A 23,075-nucleotide genomic window follows, 5' to 3' on the forward strand; every position below is an offset into this window, starting at 1 on the left:
CATTACTTAAATTTCTATTAAGTATTAATCATTATATTAGTATTTATGCAATGTAATGTTAAGAATTTCAACATTACTTACTATGATGGGAACTACTTTAATGTTAGAAGTAATGTAAGGAGGAGGATTATGACAAGGTGAAAAAGAAAAAACAGAAAAGCGGTAGAGTACTTCCAATACGATTAAACATTTTATTCTTTTGTGTGTTTTTATTGTTTTCTGCTATTATAATTCAGCTAGGTAAAGTACAAATTTTCGAAGGAGAAACATATAAAAATGAAGTAGAAAAGAGAGAAAATGCAACAGTTAGTCTTACAGTACCACGTGGCAAAATTTATGATCGTGAGGGTAAGCCGGTTGTTGATAATAAGTCTTTACGTACGATTACATACACAAAGATGAAAGGTGTAAAATCAGAAGATATGTTAAAAACTGCAAGAAAACTTGCAGAAATAATTGAAATGCCACAAGAAGATATAGATAAGTTAACGGAGACTGATAAGAAAGATTTTTGGATGCAATTAAATCCAAAATTTTCCGAAAAATTAGTATCTAAAAAAGAAATAGATAAGTTTAGAGAAAAGGATATTACTGAGGAAAAACTAGATAAAAAAATAGAAGAGTTAAGACGAAAGCGTGTTACAGATAAAAATCTACAAGAATTAACAGCTAAAGATATAGAAGTGTTAGCTATTAAAAGTAAAATGACTTCTGGTTATCAAATGGCACCCCAAATTATTAAAAAAGATGTTAGTGAAAAGGAATATACTGTAATTAGTGAAAATTTAGCAAATCTTCCAGGTGTAGACGCATCGGTTGATTGGGAGAGACTCTATGTAAATGATGGCTTATTCCGTTCGGTACTTGGAAATGTTTCAAATGCTGATGAAGGATTACCACGTGAACGATTAGATTATTATTTAGTACGTGACTATAGCCGAAATGACCGAGTTGGAAAAAGTTACATCGAACAACAATATGAAGATGTACTTCATGGTACGAAAAAAGAAGTAAGAAGTATCGCAGATAAACAAGGTAACACAATTAGAACGGAAACAGTTTCTGAAGGGAAAAGCGGTAAGAATTTAACTTTAACAATAGATATGGAATTACAGAAAAAAGTAGAAGAGAGCATTGAAAAAATATTAAAGGCCTATAAAGGTTCAGAATCGATGTTGGACCGTGCTTTCGTTGTAATGATGAATCCGAAAAACGGTCAAGTATTATCGATGGCTGGGAAAAAGTTAGTAGAAAAAGACGGCAAAATAGAAGCTGAAGACTATGCTTTAGGTACGATGACAAGTTCATATGAGCTTGGATCAACTGTTAAAGGTGCGACAATATTAACCGGTTTTGAAACGAAAGCTATAACACCAGGTACTTACTTTTATGATGCACCTATGAAGTTTAAAGGAACTAAGGAGAAAAAGTCTTGGAAAGATTTCGGGAATATTGATGATCTAAGAGCTTTACAAGTTTCTTCTAATGTTTATATGTTTAATACAGCATTAAAAATTGCAGGTGTAGATTATGTAAGGAATAGTTCACTAGATATTAAACAAGAATCCTTTGATAAAATGAGATATTATTTCAGACAATTTGGTTTAGGTGTTCCAACGGGCATTGATTTACCAAATGAAACAGCTGGGCAAATAGGGCGAAAAGATAATCAGCCTGGTTTCTTATTAGACTTTTCCATTGGTCAGTATGATACGTATACACCGCTTCAACTTGCCCAGTACATTTCGACTATCGCAAATGGCGGCTATCGTATGAAACCACAAATTGTTCAAGAGATTAAAGAACAAACTGTGCAGAAAGATGAAATTGGTAAAGTCGTACATTCACAAGAACCAATTGTTTTAAATAAAGTGGATATGAAAGAAGAGTATATTAATCAAGTAAAAGAGGGATTTAGAAGAGTGTTCCAAGAGGGAGATGGTACTGGGGTAAGTAAATTCCAAAAAGCACCATATAAGCCAGCTGGTAAAACAGGGACAGCACAGACAGTATATGGAGGAGATAGTGACATTGGTAGAAATGATAAAGGTGAGCGTATAAAATGCTATAACTTAACACTAGCAGGATATGCGCCATATGATAATCCAGAAGTAGCTTTTTCAGTTGTTGTTCCATGGATTATAGATGATAAGTCTGGTATTAATTCTGCAATTGGTAAAGATATTTTAGATGCCTATTTCGATTTGAAAAACCAACGATTAAGTGAGGGAACTGCAAAAGTAGATGATTTAAAAGAAAATTAGAAAATATGAACCGTCTCTATCATTTATATGAACTAGAGACGGTTTCACATAGGGCTAGATTGGAAATGAGGTATTTATGAATAGATTCGTTTGTAAAGGATGGGGAAAAATATGTATCTATATTTTAATTATTGTAGCAGTTATTTTAATAAATAAATCTTTTTTATTTTGTATGGTAGAAGGAATTTCGATGCAACCAACATTAAATGAAAAAGATCGTATACTAGTTCATAAAGCTAGTTTTTCCTTTCATCATGGAGATGTAGTGATAATTAAAAAGGAAGATGATCCAACATACTATGTTAAACGAATTATCGGATTAGCCGGAGATGAGGTAAAGTTAAAAAACGATGTCGTTTATATAAATAATAATAAGCAAAATGAGTCATATATACAGTTAGATATATCACAGACATCAAAACGTTTTTCAAACATCTCAGAAATAAAAGTTCCAGCGCATAAATTCTTTGTATTAGGAGATAATCGTTATCATAGTAAAGATAGTAGAAATACACTAGGTCTTATTGATGAATCAAATGTGATTGGTAAAGTAGAAATGGTGTATTTTCCGTTTGATCAAATGAAAAGAATAAAATAATTTCGTAAAAAAGAATGCTATTAAATATTCACCTTTTGCAAAAAATTACATATATTGATAGCATAGGACAAGCCAAAAGGCTTGCACCCAACCTCACTGAACACTCCTTATCACGGCTTGGCATCTACTTATGTAGATGCCTTTTTTATATTTTTGACTGACAATTATTTATCAATATAAGGTGGTAAGAATATTAGGTCTTTTAGGGGGGGTTTACCTGTAAAAATAACTGTACTCTTAATAAATGAAAATGAAATATAAGGAGTGAGAAATCAGTGCTGAATATTTTAATGGTCAATTTTCCGGCAGAGGGACATGTGAATCCTACTTTAAGTATAGTAAAATCCTTTACTGAACGGGGCGATAACGTACATTATATTACTACGGAAAATTTTAAGGAAAGGCTTGAATCAATGGGAGCTATTGTGCATTCTCATCCAGATTTATTAAAAGAAATCTCTATCGATACGGTTACTTCATCTGGATTAAACGCTTTCTTTAATGTTCATGTTCAAACTTCTTTATATATATTAGAAATTACAAAAAAGTTATCTAAAAGTATACATTTTGACTTCGTATTTTATGATATATTTGGCGCTGGAGAATTAGTAAAGGAATATTTACAAGTTCCAGGAGTAGTTTCCTCTCCTATATTTTTAATTCCGACAGATTTTTTAAAGACCTTACCTTTTCATCCAGATACCACAGTCCCATTTCATCCTGATAAATTCGCTAAAAATTTACTATATGAAATGGAGAATAAATTTGGAGTTTCCCCAAAAAGTAATCTTCAATTTATGAATAATAAAGGGGAAATATGCATCGTGTATACAAGTCGTTATTTTCAACCTAATAGTCATTCGTTCGGAGAAAATAATATTTTTATTGGACCGAGTTTTCCAAAGCGGAAAACAAACGGGGAGTTTCCACTTGGAATGCTAAAAGATAAAAAGGTTATTTATATTTCAATGGGGACCCTCCTCGAGGGGATCGAACCATTTTTTAATACTTGTATTGATGCTTTCTCAGATTTTGAAGGAGTAGTTGTAATGGCAATAGGTGATAGAAATGATATTTCAAAAATTAAACAAGCACCAGACCATTTTATAATAGCTCCATACGTACCTCAATCTGAAGTATTAAATGAAGCAGATGTTTTTATTACACACGGGGGAATGAATAGCGTACATGATGCAATTCATTATAATGTTCCATTTGTAATAATACCGCATGATAAAGACCAGCCCATGATAGCACAAAGGTTAATTGAGCTAGAAGCAGCGTATAGATTATCAAAAGATAATGTGAATGCTCAGTCTTTAAACGAAGCAGTATTCGAAGTTTTTTTAAATGAAAAATATAAAGATGGTATACGAAAACTTAATGATAGCTTTTTAGATTGTGGTGGTTCCAAAAAAGCAATCGCGGTCATTGATTCACTATTAAATAAATAGTTTTGAGATGATAAAAGCATAGAGGCTCACACCTTTATGCTTTTAAATTGTTATCCAGCAAATTGTACAGCAGTATTCGCGTGTAAATAAGCAGTGTCAAAAACAGGAACAGATAGATCGTTTTGAGAAATGAGCAAAGGAATTTCTGTACAGCCAAGCAGTATTCCTTCAGCACCGTTTTTAATTAATGTATTTGCGATTTGTAATAGCTTTTCTTTTGATGCATGTGAAATGATACCTCTACTTAATTCGCTTAATATGACATGATGAATAAAGGTTCTATCTTCTTCATTTGGGATAATTGTCTCAATGTTGTAATTTGCTAATCGAGATTTATAGAAATCTTGTTCCATCGTTTGTTTCGTTCCTAAAAGTCCGATACGCTTTATATTATGCTCTACCATTTTCTTAGCACTTACGTCTCCAATATGAAGGAGTGGTATTGATATTGCCTTTTCTACTTCTTCGGCAAATAGATGTACTGTATTAGAACATATTAGTAAACATTCAGCTCCAGAGTTTTCTACTTTTTTTGCTACTGTGACTAATTCATTTTTCACTTCCTCATATTGATGGTTTTGTAATAATGTAGTTACTTCACCAAAGTCCATGCTATATAAAACAAGCTTCGCATTTTGATCATATTTAGAGAGAGTAAGTGTATTAATATGTTTATAGTACAACGATGTTGATTCCCAACTTAGTCCGCCAATTAGGCCAATTACTTTCATCATGTATTCCTCCCGTAACAATTTTGAATTCATTATTCCATAATTCCTATAAGAATACAATGATTTGAATGAACTATTTATTTAAAAGTTAAAATAGTAAGAAAAGTATTGAAATTGTTAGTTGTTAGTGCCATAATACAGATTACAAATACATACTTATCCAGAGAGGTAGAGGGAACGGCCCTATGAAGCCTCAGCAACCCCTATGTAATTACATAGGAAGGTGCTAATTCCGCAGAAGACATTTATATGTCTTTTGAAAGATAAGAGGATTCTTGTACGTGAAAGAAAATGACCTCTTAATTTAAGGGGTCATTTTTTGTTGTATAGAAAGGAAGTGTCGATGCATAATTCATTTTCAAAACAAATATAGAGTATTAAAAGCTGAATAATACGAGAGGGGAATTGTAATGAACAAATTAACGACAAAACTAGTAGTAGCAATCGGAATTGGAGCAGCTTTATACGGTGTATTAGGACTTTGGGGATTTTCTATCGCACCCAATACATTTATTAAACCAGCATTAGCTATATTAACAGTTTTTGGCGCATTATTCGGCCCAGTAGCAGGACTATTAATAGGACTCATCGGTCATACAGTTACAGATACAATCGCTGGATGGGGTATTTGGTGGGGATGGGTGATTAGTTCAGGCATTATCGGATTTTCAATGGGGCTCATACAAAAAAGAGCTGGTTTCAGTGTGAAAAATGGAAAGTATAATAACCGTGATATTTCTTATTTTACAATTGCGGGGTTAGTAGGAATTGTAATTGCCATTATATTTGCAGGAGCATTCGATGTTATTGTGATGGGAGAACCATTTGATAAAATCGTTATACAAGTGCTAGGAGCAACCATTGCAGACGTTATCGTATTTTTAGTTCTTGGCTTACCAATCGCAATCGGCTTAGCTAAAGCGAATAAAAAACATACACATTTAAAAATTGAAAAGTAGGGATGTATACATGCAACCAATTATTTCTTTTGAGCAATTTACCTTTCAATATGGGCATGCCACGCAGCCTATTTTAAAAGATGTTACATTTCAAATATATCCTGGGGAAAAAGTGCTAATAGCTGGACGGAGTGGTTCAGGGAAGTCAACATTAACTCATTGTATAAATGGGCTAATCCCATTTTCTTACGAAGGGATAAGTACTGGTAACATTTTAATAGCTGGAAAGGATCCGAGAGAAGGAAGTATTTTTGAACAGAGTAAACATGTAGGAACAATATTACAAGATCAAGATTCGCAATTTATTGGCCTTACTGTAGAAGAAGATGTAGCATTTTTATTAGAAAATGAATGTGTAAACCAAAAAGAAATGAAAAGAATTGTGACTGATTCTTTAAAAAAGGTAAATATGCAGAACTTTCATGCACAAAGTCCACATGAATTGTCAGGAGGTCAAAAACAGTCAGTTTCTCTTGCAGGGCTGTTAACGGTAAATGCAGATATATTATTATTTGATGAACCGTTAGCTAATTTAGATCCTGTAAGCAGTTTGAATACTATAAAACTTATTAAAGATATACATGAGAAATATAATAAAACAATTGTAATTATTGAACATCGAATAGAAGAAATTTTAAAGCTTGATTTAGATAAAATTATTTTAATCGATGAAGGAGAAGTTGTTGCGATTGGTTCACCGGATAAAATTTTAGCGTCTAATATATTACCAAATATCGGGCTAAGAGAGCCTATTTATATAGAAGCTCTAAAGAAATTAAATTTTGGTAATAATAATGACATGTTATTTCCAATTGAAAATCTTTGTAATGAAAGAATTAATAGCGTAATAAAGAATTGGATGCAGAAACAAGTATCATTTGAAAACACACATAAAAATAGAGAAATATGTCAAATTGAAAATTTATCATTTTCGTATAATAACAAACATACAGCATTAGAAGATATCAACCTTTCAATAGGAGAAGGTGAAATAGTAGCGTTACTGGGTCATAACGGAGCAGGTAAATCGACATTAGCTCATAGTCTAATAGGAATAAATAAAACAAAAAATGGGAGAATTACATTCGCTGAAGAAAACATAAACACGTGGTCTATCCGTAAACGTGGGGAAGTTATTTCATATGTTATGCAAAACCCCAATCATATGATTACACAAAGTACTGTTTTAGAAGAAGTATCATTCACATTAAAATTAAAAAAGGTTTCTAAAGAAGAAATTAATAGTAGAGTGGAAGATGTTTTGAAGATTTGTGGATTATACCCATTTCGTAATTGGCCAATTCAGGCATTAAGCTACGGGCAAAAAAAGAGACTAACTATTGCTTCTGTACTTACAACAAACCCAAAACTAATTATATTAGATGAGCCGACAGCTGGACAAGATTATTATCATTACAAACAGTTTATGTCGTTTATAAGAAAACTGGCTGAAAAAGGCATATCCTTTATTTTTATCACACACGATATGAATCTTGCTTTAGAATACGCAAATCGAGCAGTAGTTCTGCATAAAGGGAAAATCATTGCGGACAATACTGTATCCGTTGTATTAGGAGATCAAGAAACGTTACAAAGAGCCAATCTACGGGAGATTTCATTAATAAAGCTTGCTAAATTAAGCGGAATTTCATCTCCAGAAATGTTTGTGAAACTTTATATAGAGGTTAATAGGAGGGAGGAGTATGCATAATACGTATTTTCATCGTATGGATGGTGCAATTAAGTTATCTTTATTTATATTTTGTATGACTCTTACTTTTTTATTTTTTGATTTTCGTATATTGCTAATTTTATTTTTCATTGGATGTGTCGGCCTCTTAATTGCTAAAGTTCAGTTACGTAAAATTATAGTTGTTTTCAGCGTTATATTTACATTTAGTTTATTAAACTCTGTTATGATTCTTTTTATTACGCCAACACATGGATCAGAATTAACAGGAACATACACATCTTTTTTTAATATAGGTTATGCAACAATTACATACGAAACATTATTTTTTGCCGCTACACTTTCATTAAAATATTTTACGTTATTACCATTTACACTTCTTTTTATTTATACAACTCATCCAAGTGAATTTGTCAGTAGCTTAAATAAATTTGCTATGCATTATAAAATTACATATGCAATAAATATTGCACTGCGTTATATACCAAACATTCAATCTGAATATGTAATCATTAAACATGCACAGGAAGCAAGAGGTGTACCTTTTGAAAAAGGAGAAGCGAGCTTGTGGATTCGTATGAAAAACCGTGTTTTAATTTTTTGGCCACTTATTATTCATTCTTTAGAAAGAATTGATACAGTTTCAAATGCAATGGATTTAAGAGGATTTGGAAAGAAAAACAAACGTACGTGGTACTATGCAAAGGACGCACAAAAAGAGGATTACATCACACTTTTTGTTGGTATTATTATTTTGATTATTGCAGTTTACTTAAAACTAAATGTATTCCAAAGCTTCTGGTACCCATTTTAAAGCACTCTTAATAGAGTGTTTTACTAATTTTATGAGGACATGCTCAAAAATGGGATATACACATACTGTATAATACGAACCAGTTAAAAATGATCAACTACCTATTAGTTTTCAAACCAAAAGGAGGAGAAAATATGAGTTTCGGTGGTTCTTGTGGTTTTGGTGGAGGTTTCGCTTTATTAGTTGTGTTATTTATTTTATTAATTATTGTTGGATGTAGCTGTTGGAGCTAAGGGTACTAATTTCTAATTAGTCTTCACAAAATGTAAACTTTAAAAAACATAGCAGATACTTGTTGTATCGAAATAAAAAAGGAGCATAATGGCTCCTTTTTTATTTATTATATGGAATACTCTCATCAATATATTTTGGGAATGTAATAGTTAGGGCCGTTCCTTTATTAACAATACTTCGGATTTTTAAAGTACCTTGCATTGTTTCGATAATTTTAACAGCAACCATCGTACCTAAACCAGTACCTTTCGTTTTTGTACTAAAATATGGTTCGCCAAATCGATTTATTTGCTCTTGCGACATTCCAATTCCACTATCTTGAATCCTTATTATGACTTTATTATTACTAGCAGTTGCAGAAATAATTAGATCACCGCCACTAGGCATTGCTTCAATACTGTTTTTAATTAAGTTTAAAAAACATTGGTGGAAGTGCTGTGTATTACCAATAATTGTCCCCCCGGAGAACTCTTTTGTAATATTAATAGTGTTCATATTACATAAAGGCAATATCATATTAATTACTCGATGTAACTCGTGCTCCACAGAGATATGGTCTAGTTTCTCTGATGCTGGCTTAGCAAAAGTTAAGTAATCATCAATAATTATTTGTGCTCGATTTAACTCTTCAAGTATATGTTCAATATATTCCTCCCTGGACTCTGGGGTTAAATTGGGTGTTTTTAAAAGTTGAGTAAATCCTTTTACGACAGTCAAAGGATTCCTTACTTCATGTGAAATACTAGCAGCGAGTTGGCTGACAATCTCCATTTTTTCAATTTTAATTAACTTTGATCGCATGATTACCGCATCTTTTAAAACTTCATTAAAATAGACAACAAATAACATTAATGTAGTTGGTAATAGAATAAAATAAATAATATACAAATTATTAACTTCAAAATCTGATAAAGTTAAAACAATAACAGTTGTAAATATTGTAAGGAAAAAAGTTAAAAACATAGACGAAGCTACTTTAATTTTTCTATTGTATGTATTAAATTTAGCTGATGCGAATGCTGTAATAATAAATATTGTTCCATAAACAATAATTGTTAATAGACTAAAACCATAAAACATAAAACGTGTTATTAATAAAATAATGAGTAATATAAAACCGACAGGAAACCCACCATAAAGTGTTCCTATTAAAAAGGGTATTTGTCTTAAATCGTGAATGCAATATTCATCCATATAGATAGGATATCGCATACATAAAATAAGTGGGATGCTCGTACAAAGAATAATAAGTAGTTTTTTGTATTTTTTCCCAAAGAGCCCACTATCATAAACGAAATAAAAAACAAATATACTACTTAAAATATAAAGAAGATTATTTAAAACATTTTGATTTATGTAAACAAAGTTCATAATACATGCCCCGTTATCCTGAATTTCAATTCCATATGTATTATACATTATAAAAGTAATAGTTTTACATATGTCTAATAAATATATAAATTTTTTATAGCTTCTGAGTAGTATGTACTTCTAACCATGTATTATAAAATTCTTCAACTGACGCATAGCGTTCGCTTCGATTTTCATTTACAGCACGATAAGCTATCTCAAATAAACCTTTACTAGCTTCCCATTTTATAAAGGAACGATCTTGTCCGCCACCTAAAAGTGTGAAAGCCATTGCACCCATATTAAATACATTCGTTTTTCCATCTATTATTGCGTTAAGCTGAAATTCTTCAGGGGACATAAAGCGTGATGATCCCCATAATCGCCCCATTGTATTTATGTAAGGTTTTTTGTTGTATAAATCAATATCGCAAATTTTTGTTTCATTTGTTTTAAAGTTATACAAAATACTACCATCATAAAAATCAATAGCTACATAGTTTTTATGCTCTACATAAGCATGAAAAGAAAAAATAGAATGTAATGAAATAAGTCGGTCCTTAACGGATAATTTCTTATATTTATAAAATGGTGAGTTAGAATCTTTATATTTCGCAGGGGGTGGGAAACTCCAGTGCGGATGAAGACATTCACCATCAAACCACTCAAAAATTAAAACATATCCATGTTGTACTGGAAAGTGTTCAATTAAGTTTATAAGTGAATTGTGCTTTAATTCATTGTAAAGAATAACTGAATTTTTTAATCTTATTATCGCTGCATCTGTAGACCCTTTATATGCTATTGTTTGTGCCCCTGCATATTTAATAAATTTCTTTTGACCATTCTTTTCAACCCCAAAGCAAATATTACCCGAATCTTGTTGATCAAAAGCTACAAATACTTTTCCTAATTTCATAAGCCAATCAAAATTATGATGTTCTTTTAATTGGAATGTTATATTATTTAACTGAATTTCAACTGGAATATCTTTCATTATTCACCTCGTATTAAATATAATTAAATTGTATATTGCAGTATTCGACATATTTTGTGAAATCCCTATGTTATTAACGTGAAATTTTATAAATATAATGATGTACAGTTATAAGGAGGAAAGAAAATGGATGAAAAAATCATAATTAAACCGTACCAACATCATTGGCATAAAGAGTTTTTAAATGAAAAAAATAAAATTACGTCTTTATTAAATAAAGAAGTGATAACAATGGAACATATAGGAAGTACAGCGGTAGAAGGATTAGGAGCTAAACCTCTTATTGATATGATGATTGGCGTAACAAATTTACAAATTACTGAAAATTGGACTGAAAGCCTTGCGGAAATTGGATATGAATATGTTCCTAAAAAAAACTCTAATTGGCGTTTTTTTAGAAAAGGAAAATGGAGAGCTGGTACCCACCATTTACATGTTTATATTTATAATAGTGAAGAATGGAAGAACAACCTTTTATTTCGAGATTTTCTCATAAAGCATGAATGGGCACGAAAAGAATATAGAGGTTTAAAAGAAAGACTTGCTACTACATATCCTTTCGATCGAGTTGCTTATACAAATGAAAAAGCGCCGTTTATTCAAAAAATAATAATTTTAGCTAAAAGGGATCGATACAAAATTTAAGTCGCTTTGAAATTCTCATTTTATTTTAATCTTTCTCTCATGTTCCTTTCTTTTTTATTTGATACACTGCTTGTTACAAAGCCTTTATAAGTAAGGGGATAAAAAATGGATAAGATACTAAGAAATAAATATGTTCATATGTATGTTAAAATAATAGGTATTACTATTATTATTTGCAGTGTAGCATTGCTATTTATTAATGTTTTGTACGGGAATGTATTAAATGTAAAAGGGTTAAATAAGAAATTAGGTTCTTTCGGTGAATATGGGGCAATTCTAGCTGCATCATTATGGTTGTTACGTCAAATATGGTTATTTTTAAAGAAGAAAAATATGCACGGATTTAAAATAATTAAAGAGCTATATCTTTTTATAAAACAGTTTCACGTATTAATTGGATACGCTGTAATAGCTGTTGCGACTACTCACGGTATTTACTTTTTAATAAAAGGAAGTCGTCATATTATACTAATATACAGTGGTATATTTTCTCTTTTAGCCTTAATAACATTAGGGATTGCAGGATTTGTTTTACAGAAATCTAATCAGAAAACAAAATTGAAGATGTATCGAAAAGTACATCAATTCATTGCGGTTATATTCGGAATAGGATTGCTTATTCATTTAATCGTATAGGAGGAAGTATCGTTGCAACATATATTAATTATTGAAGATGAGGAAAGCTTAGCAGAGTTTTTAGAATTAGAATTAAAGTACGAAGGATATAAAGTAGATATACAACTTGATGGAAGAAAGGGATTAGAAGCAGCACTTGAAAATAGTTATGATCTCATTTTACTTGATTTAATGTTACCAGGATTAAATGGACTGGAAGTATGTCGTCGACTAAGAGCAACTAAAAGCACACCTATTATTATGTTGACTGCTCGTGATAGTATTATGGACCGTGTGACAGGGTTAGATAGTGGAGCTGATGATTATCTTCCAAAACCGTTTGCGATTGAAGAACTTTTAGCACGTATGAGAGTTATATTTAGAAGAGAAGAAAATATAGAGCATAAGCACACATCTTATCTTACGTTTAAAGACTTACAGCTTCAAATTGAATCTCGAACTATAACTAAAGGAAATGAAGAAATCGAACTTACAAATAAAGAATTCGAGCTACTGCTTATGTTTATGAAAAATATTAATCGAGTTCTTACCCGTGATATTTTACTTGACCAAGTATGGGGATATGATGCAATGGTTGAGACAAATATCGTTGATGTATATGTTCGTTATTTACGGAATAAGTTACATAGTGTAGATAAGGAGGAATATATCCAAACAGTTCGCGGTGCTGGATATATAATGAAATGATAAAAAACATTATGTACCGAATTCGAAATTTACCTATAAAGTGGAAGTTAACACTTTGGTCCACTACACTTGTATTCATATTGTTTATTTTGTATAGCGCGTTACAATTCATTGTAATTAATAAGTGGACTATAGATTATGAACAGAAACAAATAAACAGACAAGTGACAGAAATAGCAGCATATTTTCAAGATAAAAATGATACACTCTCGAGCAAAACATTTGAAAACAGTAAAGAATTTCTTAACAATATGATTGATAAACATCAAATGATTCGTATTATAGGAAATGATGGAAAATCCATTGTTACTGTTTCGCGAGATTTTAATGAAGCGTGGATAGAACCAAAAATGGTTTCACAAGATGAATCATTTATAAAAAGACAGATAGAAGATCGAATTTTAATTGAACGAATACCAATTCAAACAAAAGAATTTACAGGAACTATTGAACTTGCGAAAAACTTAGAGACATTTGATCATTTATTAAAAATAATTTTAGTGGTAATGGTTATCGCCGGGATATGTGGATTAGTGCTTAGTTTTTTAGGCGGGATACTTATAACGAAAAAGCTTTTATCAAGTGTCCAAAACATAACGGATACGATGAAGCGTATTAAGAAAAACGGACTAAATGAAAGAGTTCCAGTACGAGAAAATAATGATGAACTCGCAAAATTATCGATTCTTTTTAATGAAATGATGGATGAGGTAGAAACTTCTTTTACACAGCAAAAACAGTTTGTAGAAGACGCATCGCATGAATTACGAACACCATTAACAATTATTCAAGGGCACTTATCAATGCTGAATCGATGGGGGAAAAATGATCCAGCAGTATTGGATAAATCTCTTCAATCCAGTCTAAAAGAAGTAGATCGATTAAATAAATTAGTTTCAGAATTGCTAGAGCTATCAAGAGCTGAATCAGAACAGATGCATCCAATAGCAGTCGAACGAGTCCATGTTAATAGCGTATTAAAACAAGTTACACAAAACTTTGCAGTACTTCAAACTGACTTTCAATTTGATATGAAATTGGATGCAGATGAAGCATATGTTTCAATGCCATCATCTTACTTAGAACAAGTTATTATTATTGTAATGGATAATGCAGTAAAATATGCAAAAGAAGTTAATAAGTATATTTGCATTGAATCAAGTATACAATCGGGAAAAGTTAAAATTCGCATAATAGATCATGGAGCGGGAATACCTGAAGAGGATTTACCATTTGTTCTTAATCGTTTTTATAGAGTCGATAAAGCGAGAAGTCGAAAACAGGGTGGAAATGGTCTAGGTCTATCTATAGCAAAAAGGCTTGTAGAAAAATATAACGGAGATATTCAATTAGAGAGTAAAGAAAACGAAGGAACAATTGTTACGATTACATTTCCTTATGCTACTCATTACTAGTTAAAGGTAGAAACTTCTTTTTGAAAAAACCCTTTAAAAGGAGGAATACATTTTGTATTTCCTCCTTTTTTGATGCTTAGTAATCAAATTATTGTATTTACTTCGATATTTCTAGTACATTGAAAGTATTAAGGGGGAATAATTAATGAAAGCTATTGTACATCAACATAAAAAAGGATTAAAAGGTTTAGAATATAAATTATCACCTGAGATAACTCCTAATGTTGGGGAAGTTAAAGTGAAATTAAAAGTAGCAGGTTTAAATCATCGTGATTTATTTATAATAAATAATAGAAGAGAAATGAAATTACCTTTAATTTTAGGATCAGATGGTGCAGGTATTGTTACGGAATTAGGAGAAGGTGTTTCAAATATCACACTACATACAGAGGTTATTATAAATCCTAGTATTGGATGGAATAATACTCATGAAATACCAGAGTTACCTGAAGTATTAGGTGGACCAGCAGATGGAACGTTTGCCGAATATGTTATTCTGCCAGCTGAAAATGTAGTGAAAAAGCCATCCTATCTTTCGTGGGAAGAATCGGGTGTGTTATCTTTATCGGCATTAACTGCATATAGAGCGCTTTTCACAAAAGGTAGATTGAAATCCGAAGAACATGTTCTAATTCCGGGAATTGGCGGTGGTGTAGCTACTTATGCTATGTTATTTGCTAAAGCAATCGGAGCAAAGGTGAGTGTTACTTCAAGGATAGAGAGCAAAAGAAAGGCTGCAGAAAAATATGGAGCAGACTTTTCTTTTAATAGTTCTGGTAATTGGGAAGAGTGCTTACATGGCGAAAAAGTAGATTTAATTATAGATAGTATAGGGCCAGCAACTTTCTTAAAATATTTTGATATATTAAAACCAAATGGAAGAATCGTTAATTTTGGTGCAAGTTCAGGAGATAAAATTGAATTACCTTTACGAGCATTATTTTATAATCAAATCGATATTATGGGAACATCAATGGGAAGTAGTGAGGAATTTAATGAGATGATTCATTTTATAGAGGAACATAATATTAAACCAATCATTGATAAAGTATATCCATTAGAAGAAGCAATTCAAGCTTTAAATCGAATGCAGCAAGGAGAACAATTCGGTAATATAGCCCTTCGTATGAAATGAAAATATGATTTCGTAGCGAGTATATTTAAATGAACATGTTAAGTATTATATTCATACATAGAGTGTTTACCATACTATTTTAAATGTTTTATAACTTTTATACATATTTAGCACGTGTAAATAGTTACACGATTGTCAAATTAATAGTAGCAAAATGAGAATTAGATGAGAAAAGTTTAAGCCCATTTTCATATTAATGTTGTATACTGTGTAAGTCAAGAACACTTGTATCTTTATTTAAAGTACAATGAGAAAGAATAAGGAGAGAGTAATATGAATTACACAGTATTTCAATGGATTAATAATTTTGCTGGATCATCCAAACTATTAGATACGCTAATGATCGCTATTACAAATAGTGTTCCATATGTAGCTATTTTATTTATGCTTATCCTATGGTTCAATAATGGAAAGAAAGAGAATGCAATCAGAAAACAATATACAGTGTTATATACGACACTTTCAGTTAGTATTGCATTATTAGTAAATGTTCTTATACATGCGGTATATTATCATCCGCGTCCTTTTATTACACATCATGTAAATCAATTAGTACCGCATGCAGCAGATTCATCATTTGTAAGTGATCATTCCGTACTTGTATTTTCGATTGCTTTCGCATTTATTCTTAGAGGAGAAAAACTTAAATATATCGCGCTTATATGGGCAATATTAGTCGGTGTATCACGCATGTACGTAGGTGTTCATTATCCTCTAGATATACTTGGTGCTGCGTTCTTAACATTTATTACAAGCGGATTAGTAATGCAAAGTACACGTATATTTGAACCGTTAGCAAACTTTATTTTCAAAATGTATGCACTAGTAGCAAAACGAGTTCCTTTTTTAGCGAAATATAACCACATATCGTAAACTTAAGAACCTACAAAAAGTAGGTTCTTTTTATTTGAAGATTCTAAAATTTCACTTACCGTATTTAATATTTAAAAACATAAAACGATAAGAAACAATTGGCAACATAGATTGTTTTCTTATCGTTTTAGAGGAATTCACTAAAAAAACTTCGAAAAATATAGTATCTAAAATAAAAAAGCGCATATTTGCATTAATAAATTGTAAAGGAAAGGAGATAAGTATGCATAAACTTCAAACGAATAAAGGCGCTCGATATATGATGATTGCTTTTATTGTTTTGTTTCTTACTATGCTTTTACGTATATTTTATATTCAAGCTGTAGGAGTCGTGCATAATGTTAATGTAAAGGATCTTGCGAATGAACAACATAACAAAAATGGAGTTCTGGAAGCAAATCGTGGTACAATTTATGACCAAAATGGGAAAGTATTAGTTCAAGATTCAACAACATATCGCATCGTTGTAAATTTAAAGGGAAAAGATAAATTAAAAGATAAAGAAGACACTGCTCAACGATTAGCAGATGCGCTTGAAGTTGATAAAGAGGAAATCATGAAAAACTTCCATGAAGGACGTACACAAGTTGAAATTGGTAAAATTGGTCGGAATTTATCTAGAAATGTGAAGGAAACAATTAAAGATTTAAAAATACCAGGTGTATCTTTTAAAACTGAAAAAGCCAGAGTATATCCAAATGAAGATTTCGCTTCTTATATACTAGGTTTTGCAAAACCAGATGATAAAGGCAATGCAGAAGGGAAATTTGGTCTTGAAAAAAGTTTAGATAAATATTTGCGCTCTACAAATGGAAATATTTCATATGTAGGCACTCGAAAAGGAATTCCGCTTACAAATGATATAGAAAAAATAGAACCTGCTAAAAATGGGCATAACGTATATCTCACATTAGATAAACAAATTGCTAGTTTTTTAGAAGAAGCGATGAATAAAGCACAGCAACACTATGATCCTTCTATGTTAGTAGGTATTATTGCGGATCCAAAAACAGGTAAGATTTTAGCTATGTCTAGTAAGCCTAGTTATAATCCTAACAAAGGAGACATTGAATATTTTTTAAATGATCCAATTGCAAACGCATACGAGCCAGGGTCTACAATGAAAGTTTTTACATTAGCTGCAGCAATTAATGAAGGTGTATATAACGGGAGAGAATATTTCCAATCAGGAAAATACGCAGTTGGTTCAGCAGAAATTAAAGACCATAATGGTGGTTATGGATGGGGTTCTATTACATTTGATGAAGGGTTTGAACGATCATCAAATGTCGGCTTTTCTATTTTAGAAGATCAGTTATTGAAGCCAAACAACTTTAAGAAGTATATGAATAAATTTGGATTCAATCAAAAAACAGGCATAGATCTACCTGGAGAAAGTAAAAATACATTATTGTTAAACACACAGATTCAACAAGTTACTACTTCTTTCGGTCAAGGTTCAACTGTAACTCCTATTCAATTAGTACAAGCTGCTACAGCAATAGCGAATGACGGGAAAATGATGAAGCCATTTATTGTTGATAAAGTTGTAAATCCAACAAACAATCAAGTTATTATGGAAAATCAACCTAAAGAAATAGGGAATCCGATTAAAAAAGAAACTGCAGATAAGGTAAGGAACTTAATGGAGCGTGTAATAACTTCATCAAAAGGAACGGGAACGATGTATAAAGTTGATGGTTATCCGATTGGTGGTAAAACAGGAACAGCACAAATTCCAAATCCTGAAAATGGACGATATATGGAAGGAAAGGAAAATTACATTTTTTCATTTCTAGGAATGGCTCCGATTGATGATCCACAATTAGTCGTATATTTAGCCATTAAGCAACCGAATTTAAAGGGGGATGAGTACGGCGCTCAGCCTCTTGCTGAAATTTTTAAACCAGTTATGAAAAATAGTTTAGAATATTTAAAGGTGAAACCATATACAGAAAAACAAATGGCAGATGCAACAAAACAATCTCAAATAAAAGCACAAAATTATGTGAACCAATCGATGGATAAAGTAAAAAATATTGCAGAAAAAGAGAAACTTCAGCCAGTATTATTAGGAGAAGGGAAGATAATAAAACAATATCCACAGGCTGATGAGGTGATAAGTGAAGGAGATCGTATATTTCTAGTAGGAAATAATGTGAAAATGCCTAACTTAAAAGGTTGGTCAATGCGTGATGTTATGTATTTATCAAAATTATTTAAATTAGATTTAAAAACGACAGGTACGGGCTATGTGACGAGTCAAAGTATTGAAAAAGGACAAGATTTACAAGAAGGCGCGACTTTAAAGTTAGACTTAGAGCCTCCGTTACAACCATTAGCAGAAGCGAGTGCAAATTAATATAGAATTTTGTAAGAGCCTATTATTCTACAGGCTCTTTTTGTTAGAAATACAAGTAATTTCACGCACTGTATTTTTTATATTAATAATAAATTAAGCAACAAAATTACAGGGGATGTTCTCTTTTATCAAAAAACTGATTATTCTTTTTAATTATTTACAATATAAAACCTCTATGATAATATGGATAAAATTACATGCGATGATGAGAAGAGTAAATAAATGAATTTTTCACAGAGAGCTCCATTTAGCTGAAAAGGAGTAAAAATTCTTTATTGAACCAAGCCTCTGAGCAGCACATCAGAACCTTTAACGAGGGGGTGGTGTGACGGGAGCTCTCGTTATAGAGCTAAGGTATAAGCATGAAAACAATGCAGTACCTGATAAGGTTGATATGGCGACATATTAATAAACTAGGGTGGCACCGCGATGATAAATCTCGTCCCTAAGACTTTAAGTCTTGGGGATGGGATTTTTTTATTGGTTTAAAACAATTTAGAAAGCGGGGCCTAAAGTGAAAAAATTACTTAAAGATTGGAAATATCCTATATTACTATTGTCTGGAGTTGGTATTGCAAACTTAGGTGCATGGATTTACTTAATAGCACTTAATATACTTGTCTATAAAATGGGTGGTTCAGCTTTAGCTGTTGCTACTTTATATGTGATTAAACCATTAGCCGCTTTATTTACAAACGCTTGGTCAGGAAGTATGATAGATCGTTTAAATAAGTGGAAGTTAATGGCTTATCTCGATATATATCGTGCAGTATTTATCGCTATTTTACCCTTGGTTCCATCACTTTGGATTGTCTATCTCTTAGTATTCTTTATAAGCATGGCCAGTGCAATTTATGAACCGACTGCCATGACCTATATGACGAAATTAATTCCAGTAGAGCAAAGACAGCGTTTCAATTCATTACGTAGTTTAATAGGATCTGGTGCATTTCTAATTGGTCCAGCGGTAGCGGGAGTATTATTAATAGCGAGTACACCCGAGTTTGCAATATATATGAATGCTATAGCATTTCTGTTATCGGGGTTCATTACATTACTTTTACCTAATCTTGATAAAAAAGACGATCCTAATACATCCCGTGATAAATTGTCTCTAATTTTATTAAAGAAAGATTGGAACGTAGTTTTAAATTTTAGTAAAAAATCTGTGTATATAGTATGTGTTTACTTCTTATTCCAGGGGATGATGGTATTAGCTACCGCTATGGATTCACTTGAACTATCGTTTGCGAAAGAAGTTTTACTGTTAACAGATAGTGAGTATGGTTTCCTAGTTAGTATTGCTGGGGCAGGCTTTATTTTAGGCGCAATAACTAATACAATTTTGTCAGGAAAATTAGCGCCTTCATTTCTTATAGGAGTGGGTTCGTTATTTATCGCAATCGGTTATTTAGTCTATGCTTTTTCAAATGAGTTTTTAATAGCTGCTATCGGATTCTTTATTTTATCTTTCTCTATGGCATATGCAAATACAGGATTTTACACATTTTATCAAAATAATGTTCCTGTTCATATGATGGGACGGATCGGAAGTATATATGGGCTTGTTATTGCGGCAATAACCATTTTTATAACGATTCTGTTCGGCGTTGCAACTCAATTCACTTCTATACAACTTGTAGTCATTGTAGGAGTATTGGTAATGCTATTTATTACTATTATATTGTGTGCGTTTACCTTATTACCTTCAAGGTCCAAGGTATATTCAACTGAATCAATAGATTCGAAATAATTTTTCTTTTTTTTACAATTAATGGCACGTAATAAGAGGGTTCTTCCATCTATATATTGAAAAATAATTAGGTGGAGGAACACTATTGGACTATGAGGGTCGCATGATCAATACAAAGGATGTGGTTGAGAAAATTATAAAATTAAGCCAATAGTATACGAAGTTACTTTTAACTCCTCACATTTTGGTGAATACTCAGTCTTACGATTATGGAATATGGATTGAGGAAAAACAAAACGATATTTTTAAATATTACAGAATGGGATATCATCCAGGCGTGAGTTTTCGCTCGGCCGTATACCCAGACCTAGGAATTACATTAGTTCTTCCATCAAATAAAAGGGCAGAACTTGAAAAATTAATGGCAGAAATAGAAGGAGCTTTTTAATTACATGGATATTAAGATTAGGGCGTATAAAAAAGACGATGAAATAGGCTGGGTACGTTGTCGTGCGTTATCTTTTTTAGATACAGCATATTATGATAATGTATTTAGAGAGAAAGAAAAATATGAAAATCCTGCTATTGAATTAGTAGCTGTACACGAAGATCAAATAGTGGGTTTAATAGATATTGAATACGAATTAGAAGAACGTACTGTTTGTTCAAGAGGAACTGGTCTTGGCGGTATGATTTGGCATATTGCAATTCATCCCGATTTTCGCAGAAGGAGAATTGGTAATCAACTATTAAATGAAGCAGAAAAGATAGCTAAAGAACTCAAGCTAAATCGACTGGAAGCATGGACTAGGGACAATCTGTGGGTTCATGGATGGTATGAAAAAAATGCTTTTGTAAACGTAGATTCATATTTACACGTTTATTCCGACCATACAGACGAAATAAAAGATGTAATAAATAGTAATATAAAACAGTTATATCCGGTTCAAACATTTGCTCATTACACAGGTGAAAATAAAGAAGAGATAAGAAAACAATTTAAACGGGTTCATGATTGTATCTGCTTTGAAAAATATTTTAGTTAATGGAATAAGCCATCAATTAAAAATCTTCATTTGATTTATAATAACTAAAAGTTTAAACGAGTTCATAAAGAATGTACTTGTTTTGAATAAAGGTACTAAAAGACGTACGAGTAAAAAGTACGTCTTTTTACTTTTATAAATAATGCTTAAGACTGAGGGGGAATCACATTCCATATTTTACAATTAAAAGGAGCTATTGTATTTCAAGTATGGAATAAAGAAAGGGGAATATAATTTTTAAAGGGAAGTGAGTAAATAGGGGGGATTTAATTGGATATTATCGTTGTTATTTTTATTATCGTTTTAATGCAAGGGAAAGAACGTAAAATAAAAATTAATCGTATTTGGCTCGTTCCAGCTTTATTGTGTTATGTAACAATTCAATCCATTGTTCACATGGAGCAAGTAACTTTATTGCAAGGACTTCTTTTCGTTGCAATGCTTGGAATTGGATTGGGCCTTGGAATTATAAGAGGCAAAGCTTTAACATTTCGGTTAGATAGTGAAACGGGTCATGTATTACGAAAAGGAAATTGGTTAAGTACAATTATTCTCCTTGTTATTTTAGGTGCAAAAATTGTGATTAAGCAAAGCATGTTTTCTGGCAGTACGCCCTATACATTAATGATTGTAACGAATGCTTTTTTATGTATCACATTAGGTACTGTTATTAGTAGACGATATTATATTTGGAAGAAATATAATGAATTAACACAAAAAGTATAAAAAATTCATCCCTTGTTTAACAATCTTTTGAATGGTGATACTAATTAACATTGAACTTTTTATAATAAGGGATGATATTATGATTTTTATCTATACAGACTTCGGTGGAACACATACAACTTCACTCGCTGCAGCTTATCATCTAAATAAATTACCAACTGATCGGAAGTTAACGAAAGACGAAATTTTAAATGTGGATTACTTTAATAAATTGAAAACAGAAGATATGGGAAAAATTATTTTTCATGGACAAGATGAATATGGGAATCCTGTATATACAATTGGATGCGGGGCATCAAAAGTCGTTGTACCTGCGATGAAGCATTTAGGAGAGATTCTGCAAAAACATTATCAAAGCCATGAAAAGATTATTTTTTCTAATACATCACCAACAGTTCCTTTACCAATGACTTTAGGTGGTCTGTTTTCTAGAAGGTTACACATCGACTTTATCGGTGTACCGTTACTCGTATGGGGAGCGAAAATTTGCTGTGATAACATACAACGACTTGTCAGTTATACGAAAGAAGCTGGGCGATTGACCAATGATTATGTTGTAATTTTAGATAATGAAACCTTTAAATAATGTAGTATTAAAAGAAAATCGGGGAAATATCCTGATTTTCTTTTTTATTTGTGAAATAGACAAAAAATATTCACATTTAATATTCATCTACTATAGCAAAAATAAGAAAGTCCTGTTACTATTACAGGGATATTCTCTTTTTATAATATAAATATATAGAAAAGTCAGAAAAGAGGAATA

At 31.6% G+C, this 23,075-nt stretch carries 21 protein-coding genes, 1 pseudogene, 1 riboswitch and 1 other annotated feature; of the genes and pseudogenes, 19 read left to right on the plus strand and 3 right to left on the minus strand.

All coding sequences use genetic code 11. The annotated features are described in order from the left end of the window. The first annotated feature begins 137 nt into the window (after window positions 1-137). The 3 genes from ACTFQM_RS02250 to ACTFQM_RS02260 all read left to right on the plus strand — a co-directional run bounded on the left by ACTFQM_RS02250 (window position 138) and on the right by ACTFQM_RS02260 (window position 4,316). Window positions 138-2,264: a peptidoglycan D,D-transpeptidase FtsI family protein gene (locus tag ACTFQM_RS02250; RefSeq protein WP_440033310.1), complete on the plus strand. Its 2,127-nt coding sequence runs from the start codon at window positions 138-140 to the stop codon at window positions 2,262-2,264. Between the two features lie 76 nt (window positions 2,265-2,340). Continuing rightward, window positions 2,341-2,862, plus strand: coding sequence for a signal peptidase I (gene lepB, locus ACTFQM_RS02255; RefSeq protein WP_440033311.1), 522 nt, complete (start codon window positions 2,341-2,343; stop codon window positions 2,860-2,862). A 275-nt stretch (window positions 2,863-3,137) separates the two neighbouring features. Then, window positions 3,138-4,316, plus strand: a complete 1,179-nt coding sequence (locus tag ACTFQM_RS02260) for a macrolide family glycosyltransferase (protein WP_440033312.1) — start codon at window positions 3,138-3,140, stop codon at window positions 4,314-4,316. Between the two features lie 50 nt (window positions 4,317-4,366). Here the strand turns inward: ACTFQM_RS02260 and ACTFQM_RS02265 are convergent, their stop codons facing one another. After that, window positions 4,367-5,050, minus strand: a complete 684-nt coding sequence (locus ACTFQM_RS02265) for an aspartate/glutamate racemase family protein (protein WP_327917929.1) — start codon at window positions 5,048-5,050, stop codon at window positions 4,367-4,369. A gap of 150 nt (window positions 5,051-5,200) precedes the next feature. Then, a riboswitch (SAM riboswitch) is annotated at window positions 5,201-5,317 on the plus strand. A 140-nt stretch (window positions 5,318-5,457) separates the two neighbouring features. Here ACTFQM_RS02265 and ACTFQM_RS02270 point away from each other — a divergent pair. The 4 genes from ACTFQM_RS02270 to ACTFQM_RS02285 all read left to right on the plus strand — a co-directional run bounded on the left by ACTFQM_RS02270 (window position 5,458) and on the right by ACTFQM_RS02285 (window position 8,743). Beyond that, a complete protein-coding gene (locus tag ACTFQM_RS02270) occupies window positions 5,458-6,006 on the plus strand; it encodes an ECF-type riboflavin transporter substrate-binding protein (RefSeq protein WP_440033313.1) in 549 nt (182 codons plus the stop codon). 10 nt (window positions 6,007-6,016) lie between these two features. Next, the gene (locus tag ACTFQM_RS02275; RefSeq protein WP_440033314.1) at window positions 6,017-7,717 is read left to right on the plus strand and encodes an ABC transporter ATP-binding protein; all 1,701 of its coding nucleotides are present in this window, start codon (window positions 6,017-6,019) and stop codon (window positions 7,715-7,717) included. Beyond that, on the plus strand, window positions 7,710-8,510 hold the full coding sequence (locus tag ACTFQM_RS02280; protein WP_440033315.1) for an energy-coupling factor transporter transmembrane component T family protein: 801 nt from the start codon (window positions 7,710-7,712) through the stop codon (window positions 8,508-8,510). Before ACTFQM_RS02275 ends, ACTFQM_RS02280 begins: the two co-directional genes overlap by 8 nt. A 134-nt stretch (window positions 8,511-8,644) precedes the next feature. Further along, window positions 8,645-8,743, plus strand: coding sequence for a YjcZ family sporulation protein (locus tag ACTFQM_RS02285; RefSeq protein ID WP_000007808.1), 99 nt, complete (start codon window positions 8,645-8,647; stop codon window positions 8,741-8,743). 100 nt (window positions 8,744-8,843) lie between these two features. Here the strand turns inward: ACTFQM_RS02285 and ACTFQM_RS02290 are convergent, their stop codons facing one another. Further along, window positions 8,844-10,163, minus strand: a complete 1,320-nt coding sequence (locus ACTFQM_RS02290) for a LytS/YhcK type 5TM receptor domain-containing protein (RefSeq protein ID WP_440033316.1) — start codon at window positions 10,161-10,163, stop codon at window positions 8,844-8,846. 46 nt (window positions 10,164-10,209) lie between these two features. Continuing rightward, the gene (locus ACTFQM_RS02295) at window positions 10,210-11,091 is read right to left on the minus strand and encodes a serine/threonine protein kinase (protein ID WP_440033317.1); all 882 of its coding nucleotides are present in this window, start codon (window positions 11,089-11,091) and stop codon (window positions 10,210-10,212) included. 126 nt (window positions 11,092-11,217) lie between these two features. On the opposite strand from ACTFQM_RS02295, the gene ACTFQM_RS02300 reads away from it, so the two are divergent. From ACTFQM_RS02300 to ACTFQM_RS02355, 12 genes and pseudogenes are all read left to right on the plus strand, one after another. Next, window positions 11,218-11,736, plus strand: coding sequence for a GrpB family protein (locus tag ACTFQM_RS02300; RefSeq protein WP_002172175.1), 519 nt, complete (start codon window positions 11,218-11,220; stop codon window positions 11,734-11,736). A 105-nt stretch (window positions 11,737-11,841) separates the two neighbouring features. Further along, window positions 11,842-12,372, plus strand: coding sequence for a hypothetical protein (locus ACTFQM_RS02305; protein ID WP_440033318.1), 531 nt, complete (start codon window positions 11,842-11,844; stop codon window positions 12,370-12,372). A 12-nt stretch (window positions 12,373-12,384) separates the two neighbouring features. Then, window positions 12,385-13,059, plus strand: a complete 675-nt coding sequence (locus tag ACTFQM_RS02310; RefSeq protein WP_440033319.1) for a response regulator transcription factor — start codon at window positions 12,385-12,387, stop codon at window positions 13,057-13,059. After that, window positions 13,056-14,474 (plus strand): HAMP domain-containing sensor histidine kinase, encoded by a 1,419-nt coding sequence (locus ACTFQM_RS02315; RefSeq protein ID WP_440033320.1) that lies wholly within the window; start codon window positions 13,056-13,058, stop codon window positions 14,472-14,474. The genes ACTFQM_RS02310 and ACTFQM_RS02315 overlap by 4 nt, the downstream gene beginning before the upstream one ends. A gap of 145 nt (window positions 14,475-14,619) precedes the next feature. Further along, window positions 14,620-15,609: a zinc-binding dehydrogenase gene (locus ACTFQM_RS02320; protein ID WP_440033321.1), complete on the plus strand. Its 990-nt coding sequence runs from the start codon at window positions 14,620-14,622 to the stop codon at window positions 15,607-15,609. 273 nt (window positions 15,610-15,882) lie between these two features. After that, window positions 15,883-16,482, plus strand: a complete 600-nt coding sequence (locus ACTFQM_RS02325) for an undecaprenyl-diphosphatase (protein ID WP_002172170.1) — start codon at window positions 15,883-15,885, stop codon at window positions 16,480-16,482. A gap of 223 nt (window positions 16,483-16,705) precedes the next feature. Continuing rightward, on the plus strand, window positions 16,706-18,844 hold the full coding sequence (locus ACTFQM_RS02330) for a penicillin-binding protein (RefSeq protein WP_440033322.1): 2,139 nt from the start codon (window positions 16,706-16,708) through the stop codon (window positions 18,842-18,844). 193 nt (window positions 18,845-19,037) lie between these two features. Then, window positions 19,038-19,294, plus strand: a binding site (T-box leader). A 64-nt stretch (window positions 19,295-19,358) separates the two neighbouring features. Beyond that, window positions 19,359-20,597: an MFS transporter gene (locus ACTFQM_RS02335; protein WP_440033323.1), complete on the plus strand. Its 1,239-nt coding sequence runs from the start codon at window positions 19,359-19,361 to the stop codon at window positions 20,595-20,597. Between the two features lie 154 nt (window positions 20,598-20,751). Further along, a pseudogene (locus tag ACTFQM_RS02340) lies at window positions 20,752-20,985 on the plus strand (penicillin-binding protein); the annotation flags it as partial. 4 nt (window positions 20,986-20,989) lie between these two features. Beyond that, window positions 20,990-21,583: a GNAT family N-acetyltransferase gene (locus tag ACTFQM_RS02345; RefSeq protein ID WP_400529678.1), complete on the plus strand. Its 594-nt coding sequence runs from the start codon at window positions 20,990-20,992 to the stop codon at window positions 21,581-21,583. Window positions 21,584-21,853: 270 nt separating this feature from the next. After that, window positions 21,854-22,309, plus strand: coding sequence for a DUF1453 domain-containing protein (locus tag ACTFQM_RS02350; protein WP_440033324.1), 456 nt, complete (start codon window positions 21,854-21,856; stop codon window positions 22,307-22,309). Window positions 22,310-22,388: 79 nt separating this feature from the next. After that, window positions 22,389-22,895, plus strand: a complete 507-nt coding sequence (locus ACTFQM_RS02355) for a DUF3189 family protein (protein ID WP_400529682.1) — start codon at window positions 22,389-22,391, stop codon at window positions 22,893-22,895. The last annotated feature ends 180 nt before the right edge of the window (window positions 22,896-23,075 follow it).

This window comes from Bacillus cereus group sp. MYBK30-2 (assembly GCF_051915945.1).
GTDB classification, from domain to species: Bacteria; Bacillota; Bacilli; order Bacillales; family Bacillaceae_G; genus Bacillus_A; species Bacillus_A paramycoides.